The following is a 15,657-nucleotide window of genomic DNA, read 5'->3' as shown; positions in this document are numbered from 1 at the left end:
ATACTTCGCTCATCTGTCTCTTTCGTGAGTGCAATTAACTACCCAATTATACTGAATATCTGACTAATTTATAGTCATGAAAAGACCCTGCCTACTGTGCAGACATAGAATCCAATCCATGCAATAAAGCCACTAGAACGCAAACGAAAGGGTCTTTTATAGTCAGGCAATTGTTTACGCAAGCAGCTAAGGCAAATGGGACCGACAGCATAACTAACCATTAATATTGCTACTAAAAAAGCCGACATTTCTTGCCAGCCATGCAACACTATCGACATGATAGCCGCCAATAAGAAATTCACGCCTAAACACACCCAGGGCACCTGATATTTATTTTTTTTAGCAAAGACTTTCGGGATATAAACTATCGAATCCATGCTCGCCAACATATGGGCTGCCGTGGTTGAATAAACCAAACCTGTTGAATACGGCGATACAAAGGCATCAGCGTATAGTAAAACACTAAGCCCTATCATCCCGGCCAGCGCAGCCAATGCAGCAAAAGGGCCAGCATCCCCTGTAAAAGACAACTTAGCCCATCCATTGCTTAAGTCATGCGCACTAACGCTGCCAATAAACGACCATTGCAAGCTGGTATAAAGCAAGGTCGTCACCAATAACGAGCTCACTAAAATGAGGGGAACATATTTCCCCGGCTTTTCAATTTCGCCCATCATAATAATGACTTGCCGAAATCCCAATAATGAAAAAAGGACTCCCCCACTCGACATAGCAGCCATAACCCCCTGCCAGCCATAGGGCATAAAACCGCCGTATTGGGAAAAATTTTTCGTGTGGTAACTCATGGTTAACAAGCTAATGACTGTAAGGCTTGGGATTATTATTTTCCAGATAGTAAAAGCGGCATTAATTCGTGCGAATAAACCAATCCCGAAATAATTAAATAAAACAAAACTCATGAGCAATACCAACGCCAGTAAATAACCCAGCGGTGTATTGGTATAGTGCATACCCTGATGAATTATTAATCCAGGAATATAATTACTGGCATACTGAATAACACCCTGAGTCTCAATCACCGGTAAAATGGCCAGGGAAAACCAGGCTAAGCTACTTACCATCACCCCTGTTAAACGGCCATGAGTATAGAAAGGTAAACAAGCCAGGGTATCAGCGCGAGGAAACATGGTTCCTATTTCAGCATAAGCCAAAGCAACAAATAGCAGTAAAAAACCAGCGAGAGGCCAAGCGACAATTGCCGCTGGGCCAGCAAAATGGGCAGAATATAAAGAACCAAATAACCAACCTGAACCAATCATGCTGGTCATTGCAATCCATAATAAGCTCAGCGCACTCAGATTCTTTTTCATGTCGATTTACGCATCCTTGTGTTTACAGTCAGATAAGAAACCAAACTGAATTGTAAAACGCTTAATACCAACCCTTTGATCTATTCTATTAATTTAATAAAAATACCAACTTATAATGAACCATAATTTAAATGATATTTATCCAGCAATTTATCCAGGACAATTCTGGCTTTCGTATTTTGACTTATCCAAACACCTGTTAGCGCCTGCCTCATCTTGCTGTTCGTTCGTAGTAATTTATCGAAAGGCTCCTCAAGAACCTCATAATTTTTTATGAAAAAATCTTCCAAAGGACCTGCTGCGATATAAGCCAATTCTGCAAGATTAGTTGCCTGGGCTAACAACGCTTCAATTAAACTTACTCCCGCTATGGGTTCAGCTATTAGTTTATCGATTCTTACGGCTAAAGAATCATCATATTGCTGCCTTCGAAACGCCTCGAGATAGGCTTCCGCCAGGGAAATATATTCATTAGGCATGCTTAAAATTTTATGGAAAGGGCAATAAATAGTTAGCATATAGTCCGGAGGCTTCCAAGTCAAAAATCGGAATTCCCTCGGGCAGCGGACTGAGAATAGCAATCGTTAGATCTGAAAAATAGCTCTCGGTTCATAGGGAAGTTCCAGATCCGTATGAGAGGTAACTGCTTTCATGGGCATGCTGCTATACAGATGGGGATATTGCTCGCCACCAGGTTTATTAGCTTCCACTTTCAAAGTCTCTTTTTCCAATAGTCTACTGTCAATCTCTACTAAAACGACCTTATCAATTCCCTTGAAGAATTTTTCAAGAATTGCGGGATACTGATTTTCGAACGTTAAATGGATGAATCCATCTTTCTTATCGTTTGCAGAGCCGTCGAAACGACCGCTTTTCTCGAAAGCGTTCCACTCCTCAACGGTTAAGATTTTATAAACAAAAGTCATCTTTAAACCCTTATTAGTTGATTGGAGCGCTAAATCCTATCAAAAAATTATTAGCGGAAAATTAAACTGCATGATCAGCATTAACGCGGCTTTGCGCGCGAAAGTTTACATATAAGAGCAAAAAACTCTTCCGTATGCAGCGCAAGTTTATCTTTTTCAACTGCATTTGAATTATTTCCTAAAAAATGATTAATTTGCTCTGCACACTGATTGCATTTGAGGTGTTTGAAATGAGCAAGTATTTCCCCTGCTCGCATTAGATCAGCATATCCCAAACAGTTTAAATAAAAACTATATCGATCCGATGCGGTGGGAGCTAATGCAATACGCTTTATATGGAGAAATGGACACCATCGATGTTCTACTGCCTGGAATGTATTATAGGAACGAGTAAGGGTTTTCAGGAGCTTTTTAAGCAACCGCGAATTGGTTTGCTCAAAAGCAGGAAATAAATCAGCGGGCTCACGTGGCGGCTGATTTGAAAAATAACTCTCTTTCGGCAACATGATTTTTAAATAATCAAAATGAATTAATGCCTTGTATTTAAAGAGTTTCAATTTCGACATTGTGCTGGCGTCCGGATCGTGTGCCAGGTAATCATTAATAACCTCAATCAGAAAGGAACCATATCCATTCACAATCGAGCACCAATCACACCAGGATTTAATGAGGGGACTAAAATTAGCGCGCGTAAAAGAAACATAATCCTCTAATTTTTTATCAGTATGAGCCGTAAGAATTAATCCTTGGCGAACCAGGGTAATTAAATAATAAAGATTGAACAGGTTGGGGCTAACCAGTGCACCATTGACGAACATTCGCAAGGACTTGTTTTCACCAAAAAACAAAGAGGTTTCATAATTTTTTCTAAAATTCAGTGACAGTTTAAAAAACTCATAGGAGTATCGATGTACAAGGAGATGGTCTTTAATCGATAACATAATTTATTGACGTCTTGTGCAGATAGAACAAGTTTACTTCGGTATCGGAGCAATGATCAATTTAAAATTCAAGACTTATCCTTGAATAATAAAAATTTTCAACCATTATTAAGTCAGGACTTAGGTAAAACGTCGAGGTCGAGGCAAAATTTTATTTTAATGAGCGAGTTTAACCAAACTAAGTGACCGAATTAAAATAAAATTTTAACGAAGAGATCGAGGTTTTAAGTAAGTCCTGTAAGTTAAATCCTTAACCTGGAAAATTGTATGCCTCGACTTTATACCATAGGACATTCAACCCATTCCTTGCAAGAATTCATGGCGATTCTCGATGTCTACCATATTAGTCACCTGGTTGATGTTCGTACAGTACCAAAGTCTCGCCATGTCCCCTGGTTTAATAAGGACGAGTTTTCCGTCTCTCTGGCTAAGGAAGCGATTCGTTATACTCATTTATCCAAATTAGGAGGCTTACGGAAGGGCTCCCCTACTTCAATCAACACGGGCTGGCGGAATGCCAGTTTTCGTAGCTATGCCGATTACATGCAAACCAAACCCTTTTACGAAGGACTTAAAGAATTGCATGAGCTAATCAAAAATAACACCGCAGTGGCCATCATGTGTGCTGAAGCCGTACCCTGGCGCTGCCATCGCTCGCTGATTGCCGATGCAGAAATCATAAGAAACATCAAGGTGTTCGACATTATTAGTAAACGCTCAATCCAACCGCATAAACTAACAGACTTTGCTGTAGTGAATAGACAAACCAGGCCTTTCCAGATTTATTACCCTAAACCCTGAGGTTATTGACGCTTCTCTTTATCCTGCAGGCGAATACCATTTGACTCGATGCTAATGACACCTTGTTTATAGAGTTGACCTATTGCGCTCTTGAAGCTTTTTTTACTCTCATTGAATGCACGTTGGATCTCAAGTGGTGAACTTTTATCATGCAGTGGTAAAAAACCACCCTTTTTTTGTAATTGCGCCACGATACGCTGCGCCAACTCCTGGATGCTATCCTGCCCGGTTTTTCTTAAGGCTATATCAATCTTTCCATCTTCTCTTATTGCTTTTATATAGCCTCGTATTCTTTTTCCATAACTCAAAATCTGAAAGATGTCCCCTGAGTGTATTAGCCCCCAGTGGCTATCATTAATGATGACCTTAGTACCTAAAGGGGTGTTTTCGGCAATCAATAGATTGACTTCCTCACCCGGCTTGTAGGGAGCTGGTAATTTATCCAGAAAGTGATCGATTTTGGAACTGGCAATAATACGCCCTTCATTATCCTGTTTCACATAAACGAGATAGGATTTATCTTTTTCCATCGGACGACGTTGTTCAGGTCGGGGAACTAATAAATCCTTCTCCAATCCCCAATCAAGAAAAGCACCTATGCGATTAACATCAACTACTTTTAAAAAAGCAAAACTGCCTACCTTGGCACGGGGCGGCAAGGTTGTGGCAATAATTTTATCTTCCGAATCGAAATAGATAAACGCATCAACGACATCATTCACCCTGGTACCTTGAGGCACGACTTTATTAGGCAACAAAATTTCACCCCAGTTACCACCATCCAGGTAAACGCCAAACGCGACCTCTTTAATTACTTTTAATTTGTTAAACTGCCCTACTCTAATCATTTTTTTACTCATCTTTTAGTATGGGGCCGAGCTTATCATAGAAATGGCTACCAGATTAAATAAAGTAAACCATAGCCTACTTAGGCTTCTTGTCTCTATGCCTGAACCAACTAACCAATAGGTCCCAAAAGGCCGCTATTGCCACTACAATAGTAAACAGAAAGATCGCCACCACCATTTGCACGATATCAAAATTAAGCGCATCGCGCGCAACAAACCAACTAGTAATAAAACCTGCCACTACCAAAAGTATACGTACAAGCCATCCCAGCATAACATTCTCCTATCTAACGCTTTAAAACCTGGTTGCTCACTATGGCTCGTTTTAATCCTATAAGCCACTGTATGAACTTAAATTAACACCGAAGCAAGCCTAACAACCTCCAACCCCAAGATATCGTTCAAGTTTTATTGGTCGTTCTCGCAAAGACGGGAACCTATTTATTACTTGTTCAATATGAATCACTAAGGGTATCCATCGAGTATTTTTATTCCTCCCAGTTACTTTGAGTTAAATAAATTCAGGAATTATGTTATTAATGTTACTCTCAGACTCAAAGATTAGTACCTGATATAAGGATATAAATAGTGTGGCTTAATCTTAGGAATTCCTTGGGACCTCTTCTGCTGGTTCTGCTATGCCCTCCCTTTGTTATGCTGATGTGGTATACCAATACTGAGTTAGCAGGTTCCTTGGCAACGCTATGGAATATAATAACCCAGAAAGGATTGGTACAAACCATTTATGACATATGGCGACCCTATTTTTGGGGTTCAGATACCGCCTGGGTAATCATTGGCTGCTTTATCGTCTTTGAAGCCGTTTTAATGCGTTTTCTGCCCGGAAAACCTTTTCATGGGCCTCTTACGCCGAAGGGAAATACCCCGACCTATAAAGCGAATGGCGTTTTAGCCTTTGTTACCACGATTGTAACGTTTTGTGTGGCCACGTTTGGCCTGAATTTATTTCCTGCAACCATCCTGTATGACAATCTGGGTAGTATCTTAGGCGCCCTTAACCTTTTTAGCCTTCTTTTCTGCGTCCTGTTGTATATTAAGGGGCGCTTTTATCCTTCATCAACCGATGCAAGTATCAGCAATAATATTTTGTTTGATTACTATTGGGGAACAGAGCTATACCCACAAATTTTTGGTTGGCATATTAAAAAATTTATCACTTGCCGTTTTGGCATGATGAGTTGGGGATTATTCCTTATCTCTTATTGTGCCAAACAAGCAGAATTGAGTGGGCTAGCGAATTCAACGCTCATCTCTGTCTCATTACAATTCTTGTATATAGCAAAATTCTTTCTTTGGGAAACAGGCTATTTACGCTCATTGGACATTATGCATGATCGAGCTGGTTTTTATATTTGCTGGGGTTGCCTGGTCTGGGTCCCTTGTATTTACACTTCGCCAAGCATGTATCTTGTGCTTCACCCCATTCATTTAAATTTTGTATGGGTTGTACTTATTTTAAGCCTGGGGGCAGCGAGCATCATTATCAATTATCTTGCTGACAAACAACGAATCCGAGCAAGAGAGTCAGCAGGCAATTGCAAAATATGGGGCAAAAAACCCTTGATTTTGCCTGCCCATTATAAAACTAGCGAAGGAAATACGAAGAAGACCTTACTGCTGGCCTCAGGATGGTGGGGTCTTGCAAGGCATTTTCATTATGTCCCAGAACTTACCAGCGCCTTTTTTTGGTCAGTTCCTGCCCTTTTTACCCACTTCGCCCCTTACTTTTATGTTTGTTTCCTGACAATTCTCCTCATCGACCGTGCTTTTCGTGATGATAAGCGGTGCGCTGAAAAATACGGCCAGGATTGGAATCATTATTGTGCGCTTGTTCCTTATAAAATCATTCCTTTCTTAATTTAAGGAATACTGATTACCAATTACCTAAGAACCTTGGATTTAATCCAGGGTATTCTAATTGGCAAATTGATTGGTGATGATTGGAATACTCCCGATCCCCCCTGAGGCCTGGCGAAGACTTTATAAAAAATGGATGAAAATTTAACAAAACCGGCTTGTTTAAAAATAAGGGCTGCAAGCGTTCATGTTATGAGCGCCTGCCAAATATCCCGCGTAGCAATAAAAGTCCTATACCCGCTGCAATTAATAGGGTTTTAAGGGGATTTTCCTTTGCCGCTTGCATGATTATTTCTTTAGACGCTTGCATCTCGTCCTCAATCTCCGCGAATGTATTTTTCCCCTTTTCATACAGTTCCTCGCTGAATGTTTTGATCTCTCTAAGCAACGGCTGTTCAGCTTCTTTGAAATGAGTATCAGGCACACAAGCTTGCTTGAGAAATTGAACGTCCTTTTTCTCATTCATAAGCGTTCCCTAATCCCTTAGTGTGCGCGTTTTTTCAGTCCTTTATGCAAAACCCGTGTGGTTCGTTTAATCTCTTTTTTTGTTTGCTTGACTGCCTCTTCTTTCAGAGTAAATAGATGCTTTTCCAAGATATGGAAGGCTTCTTCAAAGTAATCGATTGCCTTATGTCCATTATCAAACAATAGTGAGACATTTCTATCCAAAATTTCTTCAGGACGATTAAGAGTTTTTAATTGCTCGGGTTTCATATAAGAAAAATTTTGCAGCGTTTTAAGATTAAGCTCGAGTAATTCTCGCATAGGCTGAACAGAATTAAGTAAATTTTTTCCTAAAAGCTTATCCTGGGTTTGTTGTTGCAATCGTAGGGATTCTTCCTTGCTCATCATTCTCTCCTTTTGCTAAGGTATGATTAATTATAGACCATTTAGCATTTCTCCAGAGCGTGCTTCTCTTCACAACTTAAGAAAGAACTCCTGGTTAGGGGGAGAGGGCCTGGGGCCCGGAAACTACTAGCAAATAAGAATCACCGCAAGATGACTCTTATTATTAAAGAGAGATTACCCGTAAAAAGATAAACGCCTCGTCAGAGCGATTTAAAAATAATTTCTATATTCTTACCCTCTTCTTTTTCTCTTGCGGTAATCCACTCTTGAATGGCTGATGGTAATTCACCACGACGATTAGGATCATTCGTGAAGTAACACACTTTTCTCTCATCCGAGTTTAAAACAGCAGCCCAAATCAGCTCATCACTGGTCATTATGATACAGTTCCCAGGGCCTATGCCTCGTATAAATCCTGAACGGACAGAGGCTTTAGGGTCGTTACTTTGCTCACTATCTCCTGCCCCCCCACATCCTGATATAAACTGAGAGTAATCATTACCTACCAGTTTCTTAAAACGGTCTTCCTGTTGTTTTGAATCCAGCAAGCCAAGCTCTACAAGGTTAAGGGATTTCTTTTTACCATTTTTGACATAATTACCGCTGAAGAAAACCCCATTTCCTGCGTAATAAGTACAACCCGCATTTTGGGTGACAACAAGCTTATTATTTACAAATTGAAATAACAGTTGGCAAGGTGGGTTACCGCCTTCTTCATTTTTATCAATGGTTAGAGCATCACTACCAATAAAGAACGCTTTATTGTCCAGTTCACCAGTATTACCACCGTTATTTGCCATAATGTTATAACTGAACCCCTTTGAGTCAACGGCAGTAATTTCCAAAACGGACTGCCCATACTGATTGCTATAGTCAGCAAGCCAAGTCCCGGTGGCAATCTGCTTCTGGATAGGTTGCGAAGCTGGCAGCATGGCATGTAGCGCATTGATCCGTTGATCATAAGCTTTAGCAAGACAGGATGGTGATTGACAAAGATTTCGTTCTTTTAGCCATTGCTTTTGGCTTTTTGTTAATTGGCTACTTGAGACTGTATTAGCAATCTGGTTATATAAAAGACTCAAATAACTATCTTTTATACTGAGTTCCTGCTCGTTGCAAATCATTTTCTCTATAGCACTACCTGCCTTTTGGCAATCATAACTGGCTGCATAACTGATACTAATTACACTGAGAAATAGTGGGCCGGATACTGCAACAAATCTTCTCATAATAGTCCCTTGCTAACTAATTACCATGAATATAGTCCATCAAGGTGGACTCTGTATAGACGCATTCGAACTATTCCTCAGACAGCTTCTCATTACCAGTCTTGATGTCATTCATGAACAAGCATAACTGAAAAAATATTACACTGGATTATATGACTTGTACTGCTCATACTTATACTCAATTGCTTTAGCACTTTGGTTATGAGGATACACGATGAAGATAAGGAACATTTTTTTAATCCCAATTCTACTCCTCTCCGGGATGGCCTGTGCAAACGATTCCACCGCTGAATTAGCTTCAGGAGGTTTGGTTTTCACTAAAAACGCGTCCATTGAATTACAATCAGAAGAACTTTTTTTATCCTTAAAGAAAGTACGCATTCGTTATATTTTTTTTAATAAATCGGATAAACCTATTAAGGCCTTGGTAGCCTTTCCTTTACCCTTAATTAAAAGCTACCGCTATGATAGGCTATTTGCAGTTTTACCAGTCGATGATCCAGCCAATCCAGTAGGTTTCGTCACTCGCGTCAATAACCAACCGATTAAAATGTCCATCCACCAAAAAGCCCTGGTTAAAAATAAAGACCAAACCGCTATACTCAAAAAATACAAACTTCCTTTATCACCTGAATACAGTCAAACCAGAAAAGCATTATTGGCTATTCCCAAACAGCAATGGCCCGCATTAGAATCACTGGGCCTCATTTGGCTTGAGGAATTCGACGATGGCAAGGGAATGAGAAAGGAACCGCAACCTTCATGGGACTTGAAAACCACTTATACTTGGGAGCAAATTTTTCCTCCCAGGCAAGCAATTATTATTGAACATGAATACCAACCTGTGGTTGGCTCATCAGCAGGCACCAGTATAGGCACTTCGTATGCAATCCATGAAAAATGGTATAAAGAATTTGTTGCAATATACTGCATCAGTGAACATTTACAGAAAAGTCTGACCCCCAAAACCAAAGACAGTACACCGCCTTACACTGAAGGACGGCTGGCTTATATTCTCAAAACCGGCGCCAACTGGGCAGGACCGATTCAGAGTTTTACACTAACAATTGATAAAGGTGACAAGAAAAATCTACTCAGCTTTTGTGGAAAAAAAGAAGCAAAACAAATTTCAGCGACTCAATTACAAATAAAGAAAAAAAATTTTATACCTTCTCAGAATTTAAATATTCTTTTCCTTATTCCGTACAGCGAGCAAATTGAATAAATTGTGACATGTTGTAATTCCACCTTCTTTTATCCATATAATTCATTCAATTTTATTCAATTTAATCTTTTCTTAATAAAATTGATTTAAAATGGCACAATTTAATTGTGCGGTTAGGGCGCTTTGATGGGTAAACCTATTCAAATTCAAGAAATAATTGCAATAAACAATAACGGGGAAATCCTACAATCAAAGGCAAAAGAATTGAGAGGTACGGCCTGGTATATTAGAGACACCAATTCGAGTACTGACGATAGGGTAACTCGTATGGCCGCTCATATAGAAAATCTTGCGGCTCAAGCAAATACAGCACATGGAAAACTAAAAAATACAACAGCCGATGTTTTAATAACTCGCTTAAGCATGAATGAATTTAGCCTCTATACCAAAGATACTCCTTTAAGCCTGGATGAATATAAATTACTTATTAAAAGAATCCATGGCATTGCTTCTAAACTACCACCCAATATCCATCTTTTATTAGCAACCATCCCTGTTTATTGGCCCGATACCAGTGTCCATAATTGTGCCTTATACGTTCAATCAGCAAGATCAGCGACTGAAAGACCGATTATCAACCATTTCGCCAAAAAAAATTACTCTGCCGTTGATTTCCATTATGTCAACAAAGCTGGGGATTCCTTGCCTTTACGTGGGGATGAATACGGATCCAGTTTCTGTCCCACAATCGTTTTAAGGGATACAGAAGTAGGCACGATGGATATTCATCAATTTGAGAGTGCATTAAAGATAATAACTGCTGAAGGCGAATCCTTTATCACTCTTATAGATATTTGCCTGGATCATAAGGAAAGAATTGCTGAAAAAAATTTAATGGGTTTGCTAGCGCAATTACAACTACGGGGTGTAAAGATTCCACTTTATATGAGTCAGGTAATCACTTCTCATACCATTGCCCCTATTAGAAAAAATATTTTTGCTTCATTGACCCAAGCAGATACAAACTATAAAGGTGTGGATAGATTGTTTCCTAATGAAACGCTTCACATCGTTTCCCCATTTGGCGATTGTATTGACCTCACAATCTTCCCACCAACCTATCTGGAAATACCTTATAGAAAACGTGTATTACGCTATCTTAGTACAACGATACCTGGACAGACTATTTTGGAAGAGACAATCGCACACCCTCCCATAACTCTGTTTTTCCAGAAACGAATCCGATCGCTTGCAGCTCTGGGAATAACGATGAGTCAAGAAATGCAGCAACAATATCAAACCCGGGTAGATAGCTTCCTTTTTTCTTTATCTAACCGGTTGAATGAAACAGCCATTGCCGGTGCTTCTACCATACCAAGTATCGATAGCTCTGCTTCAACATCAACAGAGGATTCTGCTACGCAAGATCTAAGTGATGCCGAACATTGGGTAGAGGCACTACTGACTGATCTGCTGGATGAACCAGCCACACAGGACGGGGCATCAACATCAAGTACAACAGAGGACTCCACTACGCTGGAGCTAAGTGATGCCGAACATTGGGTAGAGATACTACTGACTGATCTGCCGGATGAAGCAGCGGGCGTGGAAGATTCTACAATACCCGCTAACAGGGATAATGTATCAACATCAGATACAACAGATGATTCTACAACGATAGATCCAGGTAATGCCGAACATTGGGTAGCGGCACTGCTCCATGAATCAACAAGCTTGAATGATTCTACAGCATCCGCTACCGATGATCCGTCCACATCTAGTATAACCGATGACTCTGGTTCAGATTTCGATGACGCCGAACTTTGGTTGAGTGCAGGATTAACGGGTAGTTCAGTGCATCGAGCAAGTCGCTCATCAACACCCGATACTACAGGCATACTCTCATCCCCAGGTTGGCAAGATTCAGCCATCCCCCATGATAAGCCCAAAGAGACAGAAAAATCTTTCCCTTGTTCTGCCACAAGAAGCTCGGAAAGTCCTCTTTATTACGACGGCAATCCTTATAGTTTATTTTTTAGCGGTGCCGCAAAAGAGATCGGGGAATTAAAGCGCCCTTTTAAAAACCACGCTACTACAATTGAAGCCTACCCTCGATTTGTTACTACTCATAAAGCAGCACGAAGCGAGGCAGTAGAAAAGCGACGGCTTTTTAGGACCTTAATATAAAGCGGATAAGGCCTTCTCCGTGCCTATGCTTTTTGCATATACTTTAATTTATTGGCCTATACGAGCTACCTTCATGGAAAAGAGGACATTTACTGTACTAGCGGTCGTTCTGTTTCTTGGCTTTTTCCGTATTGCTTTACTATTTACAACGCCGTCTCAAGCAACACTCAGTCAAATCGATCCGAATCAAATTGGCTATCTTGGTTTGCTGCAAAATCCAATCATCCATGTATTATTCTGTTTAAGCCTCATGATCATGCTCGGTGGTTTTTATTATGCTTTCAATAATCTTAGCCCTGAGAGCAGCCAGGGAAAAACCAATATTATCTTTATCCTGATTGGAGGATTAATCTGTATTGCAACTGCAATCCTGTGGAACAACTGGAACTATATTCATAGCCAATTTACGACCTTGCTCGCCATGTTGACATACGAAGCCTATAATCCTCAATCAGCACCAAACCTAAGTTATTATCAATGGAAATACTCTCTGAATCCTGCAAAGGTTACTATGGGTTTATTACTTATCCCCCTGTTTCTTCCCTTATTCTATTACTTAAAAAAAACCCGGAAAAACCAGAGTCTGCCAACTTCAAAACGCTAGTTCATCTCACTTGATACTCAAAATTAGAACATATCCAACTCATGATGATTGGATGATGACGTCTCCGGCAACTGGCATGCAACTAGACGTGGGAGTAGAGGCAGAACAGTGGAAACAAACCTGGCTCATTGACCTCACCTTTGCAAACAACCCTTGCCAAACTGAATAACCAGGTCAATACCGATAAAAACTGTCCTGCTACCACTTATGCGCACAAAAGAACACCGTGCTCTATAATTAATCAAACAATGCTCTACTTGGAACCCTTATGATCCGTATCAACCTTTTAAATGATTGGGTGCAATTCACTCTGACAGGCACACCTGAAGAACAAGCGAGAGATAAAGACTATTTAGAGAATGCTTTATGTAAAAGAAACATTGACTACAGAAACTCTACAGGACAAACAGTGTCTGATTGTGATCTCTATGTACATATTTCTAATTTTAAGTCGGCTAATGAGATTAGAGACTTGCTCACACCAGATTTAGGCGTTCAGGATAAAAAGAAGCCTCAGTTTTTCCAAAATCCATCCGTGGATTATAAATTTCAAACACAAAACAAAATTGGCGTTGATGAATTAATTGATAACAAAATCGAGATACTGAGAGCAGGGCCACGGGGGCCACAGCCACAGGATATGTAAAACCGCCTTTCTCCTTACCAGGGTTACACTCAATAAAAGCCAGTTTCTGAACGCAATGATATTCAGTTCAAACCCGCTTTTATTTCAATAAGATGCAGGAAAAATTCCCTCCAAAATCATCCTCTCCTGCATGATAGGCACGCCTGCAGCTAAAAAATCTTTTATCAGTATAGGTATCGATGCCCATCTGTCCAATCGATTTTAAATGCAAGTTGACCAAGCATCTTTCGACAAACCCCGGTAAATCAAAGAGGAAATGATTTAATTTCTCAGCGCTTTTGAAATAACGTAAATTGTCCTGGTTGTCCTGAATAAATGCCTCATAAAAATCGTGACTGACTTCATAGGAAGCCTGGGCAATACACGGACTGATAGCAGCCACAACCCTCTTGGGGCTTGCACCCAGCTCTTCCATTTTATGGATGGTTGATTGTAACACGCCCGCTTTGGCGCCTCGCCATCCGGCATGGGCGAGCCCAATTACACCTGCTTGCTCATCAGCGAATAAAACAATAGGGCAATCCGCACTATCTGAACCCAAAAGGATATTTTTCTGCTTTGTTACCATTGCATCTGCTTCGATTGTCTCATTCTCTGGCCAATGCTCATTAACAATCACTGCCTTATTACCATGAACATTTTTTACGGTTACCAATGAGGTGAGAGGATATCCTAAAAATGTAGTAATTCTTCTCCTATTTTCCTCCACTCTTCCAGGTTCATCATCACTGCCATAAGCACAGTTTAGAGAAGAATATCTCCCTTCGCTCACTCCGCCGCGTCGCGTAAAAAAGGCATGTTTAATTGAGGATAATTGCTTTAACGTTGGCTCATGCAGCGCTTCAAGCGTGTTATCGTTCTTTTGATCGTGCTTAAATGTCAAAATGAGTCCTTTAATCCATCAGGTAACGTTGATATTTTAAAAACGCCAACTGCGCTTTCACAGCAGGCCATTCGCTTGCAATAATGCTGTAAACATAGGTATCTCGTAAAGTACCATTAGGCATCACCATGTGATTGCGCAAAATACCATCCAACTTGGCTCCCAGACGTTCGATACCCCGTTGACTTTGGCGGTTAAGAGCATGGGTACGAAACTCCACAGCAATGCAATTTAGGGATTCAAACGCATGGTTTAGCATTAACAGTTTGCACTCAGTATTAAGACCTGTACGTTGCACCGTTTTACTATACCAGGTTCCCCCTATTTCCAAACGATTATTACCATGATCAATATTTAAGTAAGTTGTCATTCCAATTGCTTTTTGGGTTTGATTATTGATAACAGCAAAGGGCAACATCGTCCCGTCAGCCTGCATTTTTAACCGCAAATCAATATTTTCCCGCATTTTCCGGGGCTCCGGCACAAAGGTAAACCAGAGTTTCCATAACTCTCCATCGTTAACTGCCTCTACTAAATCATCGTGATACTCATGGCATAACGGCCTTAAGGTGCAGTAATCGTCCCGCAGGATTATTGGTTCATTTAAACTGGTCATCGAAGTCCCTCAATCCGGATTTTATCTCAAGTTTATGGAATAAATGATACACAGGGTAGCCCCGTCTTTTACTTATGATTTAACATAATGAAGTAAGCCTTCTGAATAATTTGAATAAGGATCATTAAAATGCCTAAGGGTGAAGGACAGCTTCATGATGTCTACGTTGATTGGGACCAATCATCAGGATCTAAAGAAGAGACGGAGTATAGCGCGGTAAGGCCATGGACACGTTTTATGGCAAGAATCATCGACAATACTCTATTCACTATCCTTTTCGGCTGGATTTTAGTATTCCTTGCGCCCACATTCATGGAGGCAATCAATGGAACAATTTTTGGTTTTTTATCCTTAGTTGCCTGGATTTTCGTAGAAACTCTCTTATTAATTACCCTGGGTACCACTTTCGGGAAATGGCTGTTAAGGATTCAAATCACAGCCAATGACGGACAAAAACCCACTTTGCCCCATGCCTTTAAAAGAAGTATAAAAGTTTGGTTTTTTGGCTTAGCTATGGGTATTCCCTTTATTAACCTGTTTACGCTCATTTCAGCCCATAGTGGCTTAAGCAAAAATAGAATCACAAGCTGGGATAAAACGGAAAAATTTACTATTACTCATGGTGAAATAAACATTTATCGAGGAATCGTCGCCTGGGTTATAATCATAACCCCGATTGCCTTTGCAATCATGGCTAGAGAATTCAGCTAGAATCACAAGCTTGTGGTAACACAGGGCACTCCATTCGCTGGA

At 40.3% G+C, this 15,657-nt stretch carries 17 protein-coding genes and 1 pseudogene; 7 read left to right on the top strand and 11 right to left on the bottom strand.

Features of this window, described 5'->3' with window-relative positions:
- Positions 1-89: 89 nt before the first annotated feature.
- The 4 genes and pseudogenes from Lfee_RS02185 to Lfee_RS02170 form a co-directional block, all read right to left on the bottom strand.
- Positions 90-1,331 (bottom strand): annotated as a pseudogene (locus Lfee_RS02185) (APC family permease); the annotation flags it as partial.
- A gap of 110 nt (positions 1,332-1,441) precedes the next feature.
- Positions 1,442-1,873, bottom strand: coding sequence for a DUF6869 domain-containing protein (locus Lfee_RS02180; RefSeq protein WP_131753177.1), 432 nt, complete (start codon positions 1,871-1,873; stop codon positions 1,442-1,444).
- Positions 1,874-1,915: 42 nt separating this feature from the next.
- On the bottom strand, positions 1,916-2,257 hold the full coding sequence (locus Lfee_RS02175) for a DUF952 domain-containing protein (protein ID WP_058443646.1): 342 nt from the start codon (positions 2,255-2,257) through the stop codon (positions 1,916-1,918).
- A gap of 80 nt (positions 2,258-2,337) precedes the next feature.
- Positions 2,338-3,198 (bottom strand): hypothetical protein, encoded by an 861-nt coding sequence (locus tag Lfee_RS02170; protein ID WP_058443645.1) that lies wholly within the window; start codon positions 3,196-3,198, stop codon positions 2,338-2,340.
- 267 nt (positions 3,199-3,465) lie between these two features.
- Between Lfee_RS02170 and Lfee_RS02165 the strand changes: the two genes are divergently transcribed.
- Positions 3,466-3,999, top strand: a complete 534-nt coding sequence (locus Lfee_RS02165) for a DUF488 domain-containing protein (RefSeq protein WP_058443644.1) — start codon at positions 3,466-3,468, stop codon at positions 3,997-3,999.
- 2 nt (positions 4,000-4,001) lie between these two features.
- On the opposite strand, the gene Lfee_RS02160 is transcribed toward Lfee_RS02165, so the two are convergent.
- Positions 4,002-4,847, bottom strand: coding sequence for a CvfB family protein (locus tag Lfee_RS02160; protein ID WP_058443643.1), 846 nt, complete (start codon positions 4,845-4,847; stop codon positions 4,002-4,004).
- Positions 4,848-4,923: 76 nt separating this feature from the next.
- Positions 4,924-5,121, bottom strand: a complete 198-nt coding sequence (locus Lfee_RS02155) for a hypothetical protein (RefSeq protein WP_058443642.1) — start codon at positions 5,119-5,121, stop codon at positions 4,924-4,926.
- A gap of 314 nt (positions 5,122-5,435) precedes the next feature.
- On the opposite strand from Lfee_RS02155, the gene Lfee_RS02150 reads away from it, so the two are divergent.
- Complete coding sequence (locus Lfee_RS02150; RefSeq protein WP_058443641.1) at positions 5,436-6,731, top strand: phosphatidylethanolamine N-methyltransferase family domain-containing protein; 1,296 nt, start codon at positions 5,436-5,438, stop codon at positions 6,729-6,731.
- Positions 6,732-6,915: 184 nt separating this feature from the next.
- On the opposite strand, the gene Lfee_RS02145 is transcribed toward Lfee_RS02150, so the two are convergent.
- The 3 genes from Lfee_RS02145 to Lfee_RS17160 all read right to left on the bottom strand — a co-directional run bounded on the left by Lfee_RS02145 (position 6,916) and on the right by Lfee_RS17160 (position 8,803).
- Complete coding sequence (locus Lfee_RS02145) at positions 6,916-7,191, bottom strand: hypothetical protein (protein ID WP_058443640.1); 276 nt, start codon at positions 7,189-7,191, stop codon at positions 6,916-6,918.
- A 17-nt stretch (positions 7,192-7,208) separates the two neighbouring features.
- Positions 7,209-7,574 carry a hypothetical protein gene (locus Lfee_RS02140; RefSeq protein WP_058443639.1) on the bottom strand — a complete coding sequence of 122 codons (366 nt, stop codon included), beginning with the start codon at positions 7,572-7,574 and terminating at the stop codon, positions 7,209-7,211.
- A 200-nt stretch (positions 7,575-7,774) separates the two neighbouring features.
- On the bottom strand, positions 7,775-8,803 hold the full coding sequence (locus Lfee_RS17160; protein ID WP_058443638.1) for a lysozyme inhibitor LprI family protein: 1,029 nt from the start codon (positions 8,801-8,803) through the stop codon (positions 7,775-7,777).
- Between the two features lie 214 nt (positions 8,804-9,017).
- Between Lfee_RS17160 and Lfee_RS02130 the strand changes: the two genes are divergently transcribed.
- From Lfee_RS02130 to Lfee_RS02115, 4 genes are all read left to right on the top strand, one after another.
- A complete protein-coding gene (locus Lfee_RS02130) occupies positions 9,018-10,028 on the top strand; it encodes a DUF4424 family protein (protein WP_082646540.1) in 1,011 nt (336 codons plus the stop codon).
- Positions 10,029-10,154: 126 nt separating this feature from the next.
- Positions 10,155-12,155: a hypothetical protein gene (locus tag Lfee_RS02125; protein ID WP_058443636.1), complete on the top strand. Its 2,001-nt coding sequence runs from the start codon at positions 10,155-10,157 to the stop codon at positions 12,153-12,155.
- A 73-nt stretch (positions 12,156-12,228) separates the two neighbouring features.
- Complete coding sequence (locus Lfee_RS02120; protein WP_131753178.1) at positions 12,229-12,759, top strand: hypothetical protein; 531 nt, start codon at positions 12,229-12,231, stop codon at positions 12,757-12,759.
- A gap of 268 nt (positions 12,760-13,027) precedes the next feature.
- Positions 13,028-13,405 carry a hypothetical protein gene (locus Lfee_RS02115; protein ID WP_058443634.1) on the top strand — a complete coding sequence of 126 codons (378 nt, stop codon included), beginning with the start codon at positions 13,028-13,030 and terminating at the stop codon, positions 13,403-13,405.
- Positions 13,406-13,484: 79 nt separating this feature from the next.
- On the opposite strand, the gene pgeF is transcribed toward Lfee_RS02115, so the two are convergent.
- Positions 13,485-14,288, bottom strand: coding sequence for a peptidoglycan editing factor PgeF (gene pgeF / locus Lfee_RS02110; protein WP_058443633.1), 804 nt, complete (start codon positions 14,286-14,288; stop codon positions 13,485-13,487).
- A gap of 10 nt (positions 14,289-14,298) precedes the next feature.
- Positions 14,299-14,904, bottom strand: coding sequence for a GNAT family N-acetyltransferase (locus Lfee_RS02105; RefSeq protein ID WP_058443632.1), 606 nt, complete (start codon positions 14,902-14,904; stop codon positions 14,299-14,301).
- 129 nt (positions 14,905-15,033) lie between these two features.
- On the opposite strand from Lfee_RS02105, the gene Lfee_RS02100 reads away from it, so the two are divergent.
- Positions 15,034-15,615, top strand: a complete 582-nt coding sequence (locus Lfee_RS02100; protein ID WP_058443631.1) for an RDD family protein — start codon at positions 15,034-15,036, stop codon at positions 15,613-15,615.
- Positions 15,616-15,657 lie beyond the last annotated feature (42 nt).

This window comes from Legionella feeleii (assembly GCF_001467625.1).
Taxonomy (GTDB): Bacteria; Pseudomonadota; Gammaproteobacteria; order Legionellales; family Legionellaceae; genus Tatlockia; species Tatlockia feeleii.
This window is presented reverse-complemented; position numbering and strand designations above follow the sequence as displayed.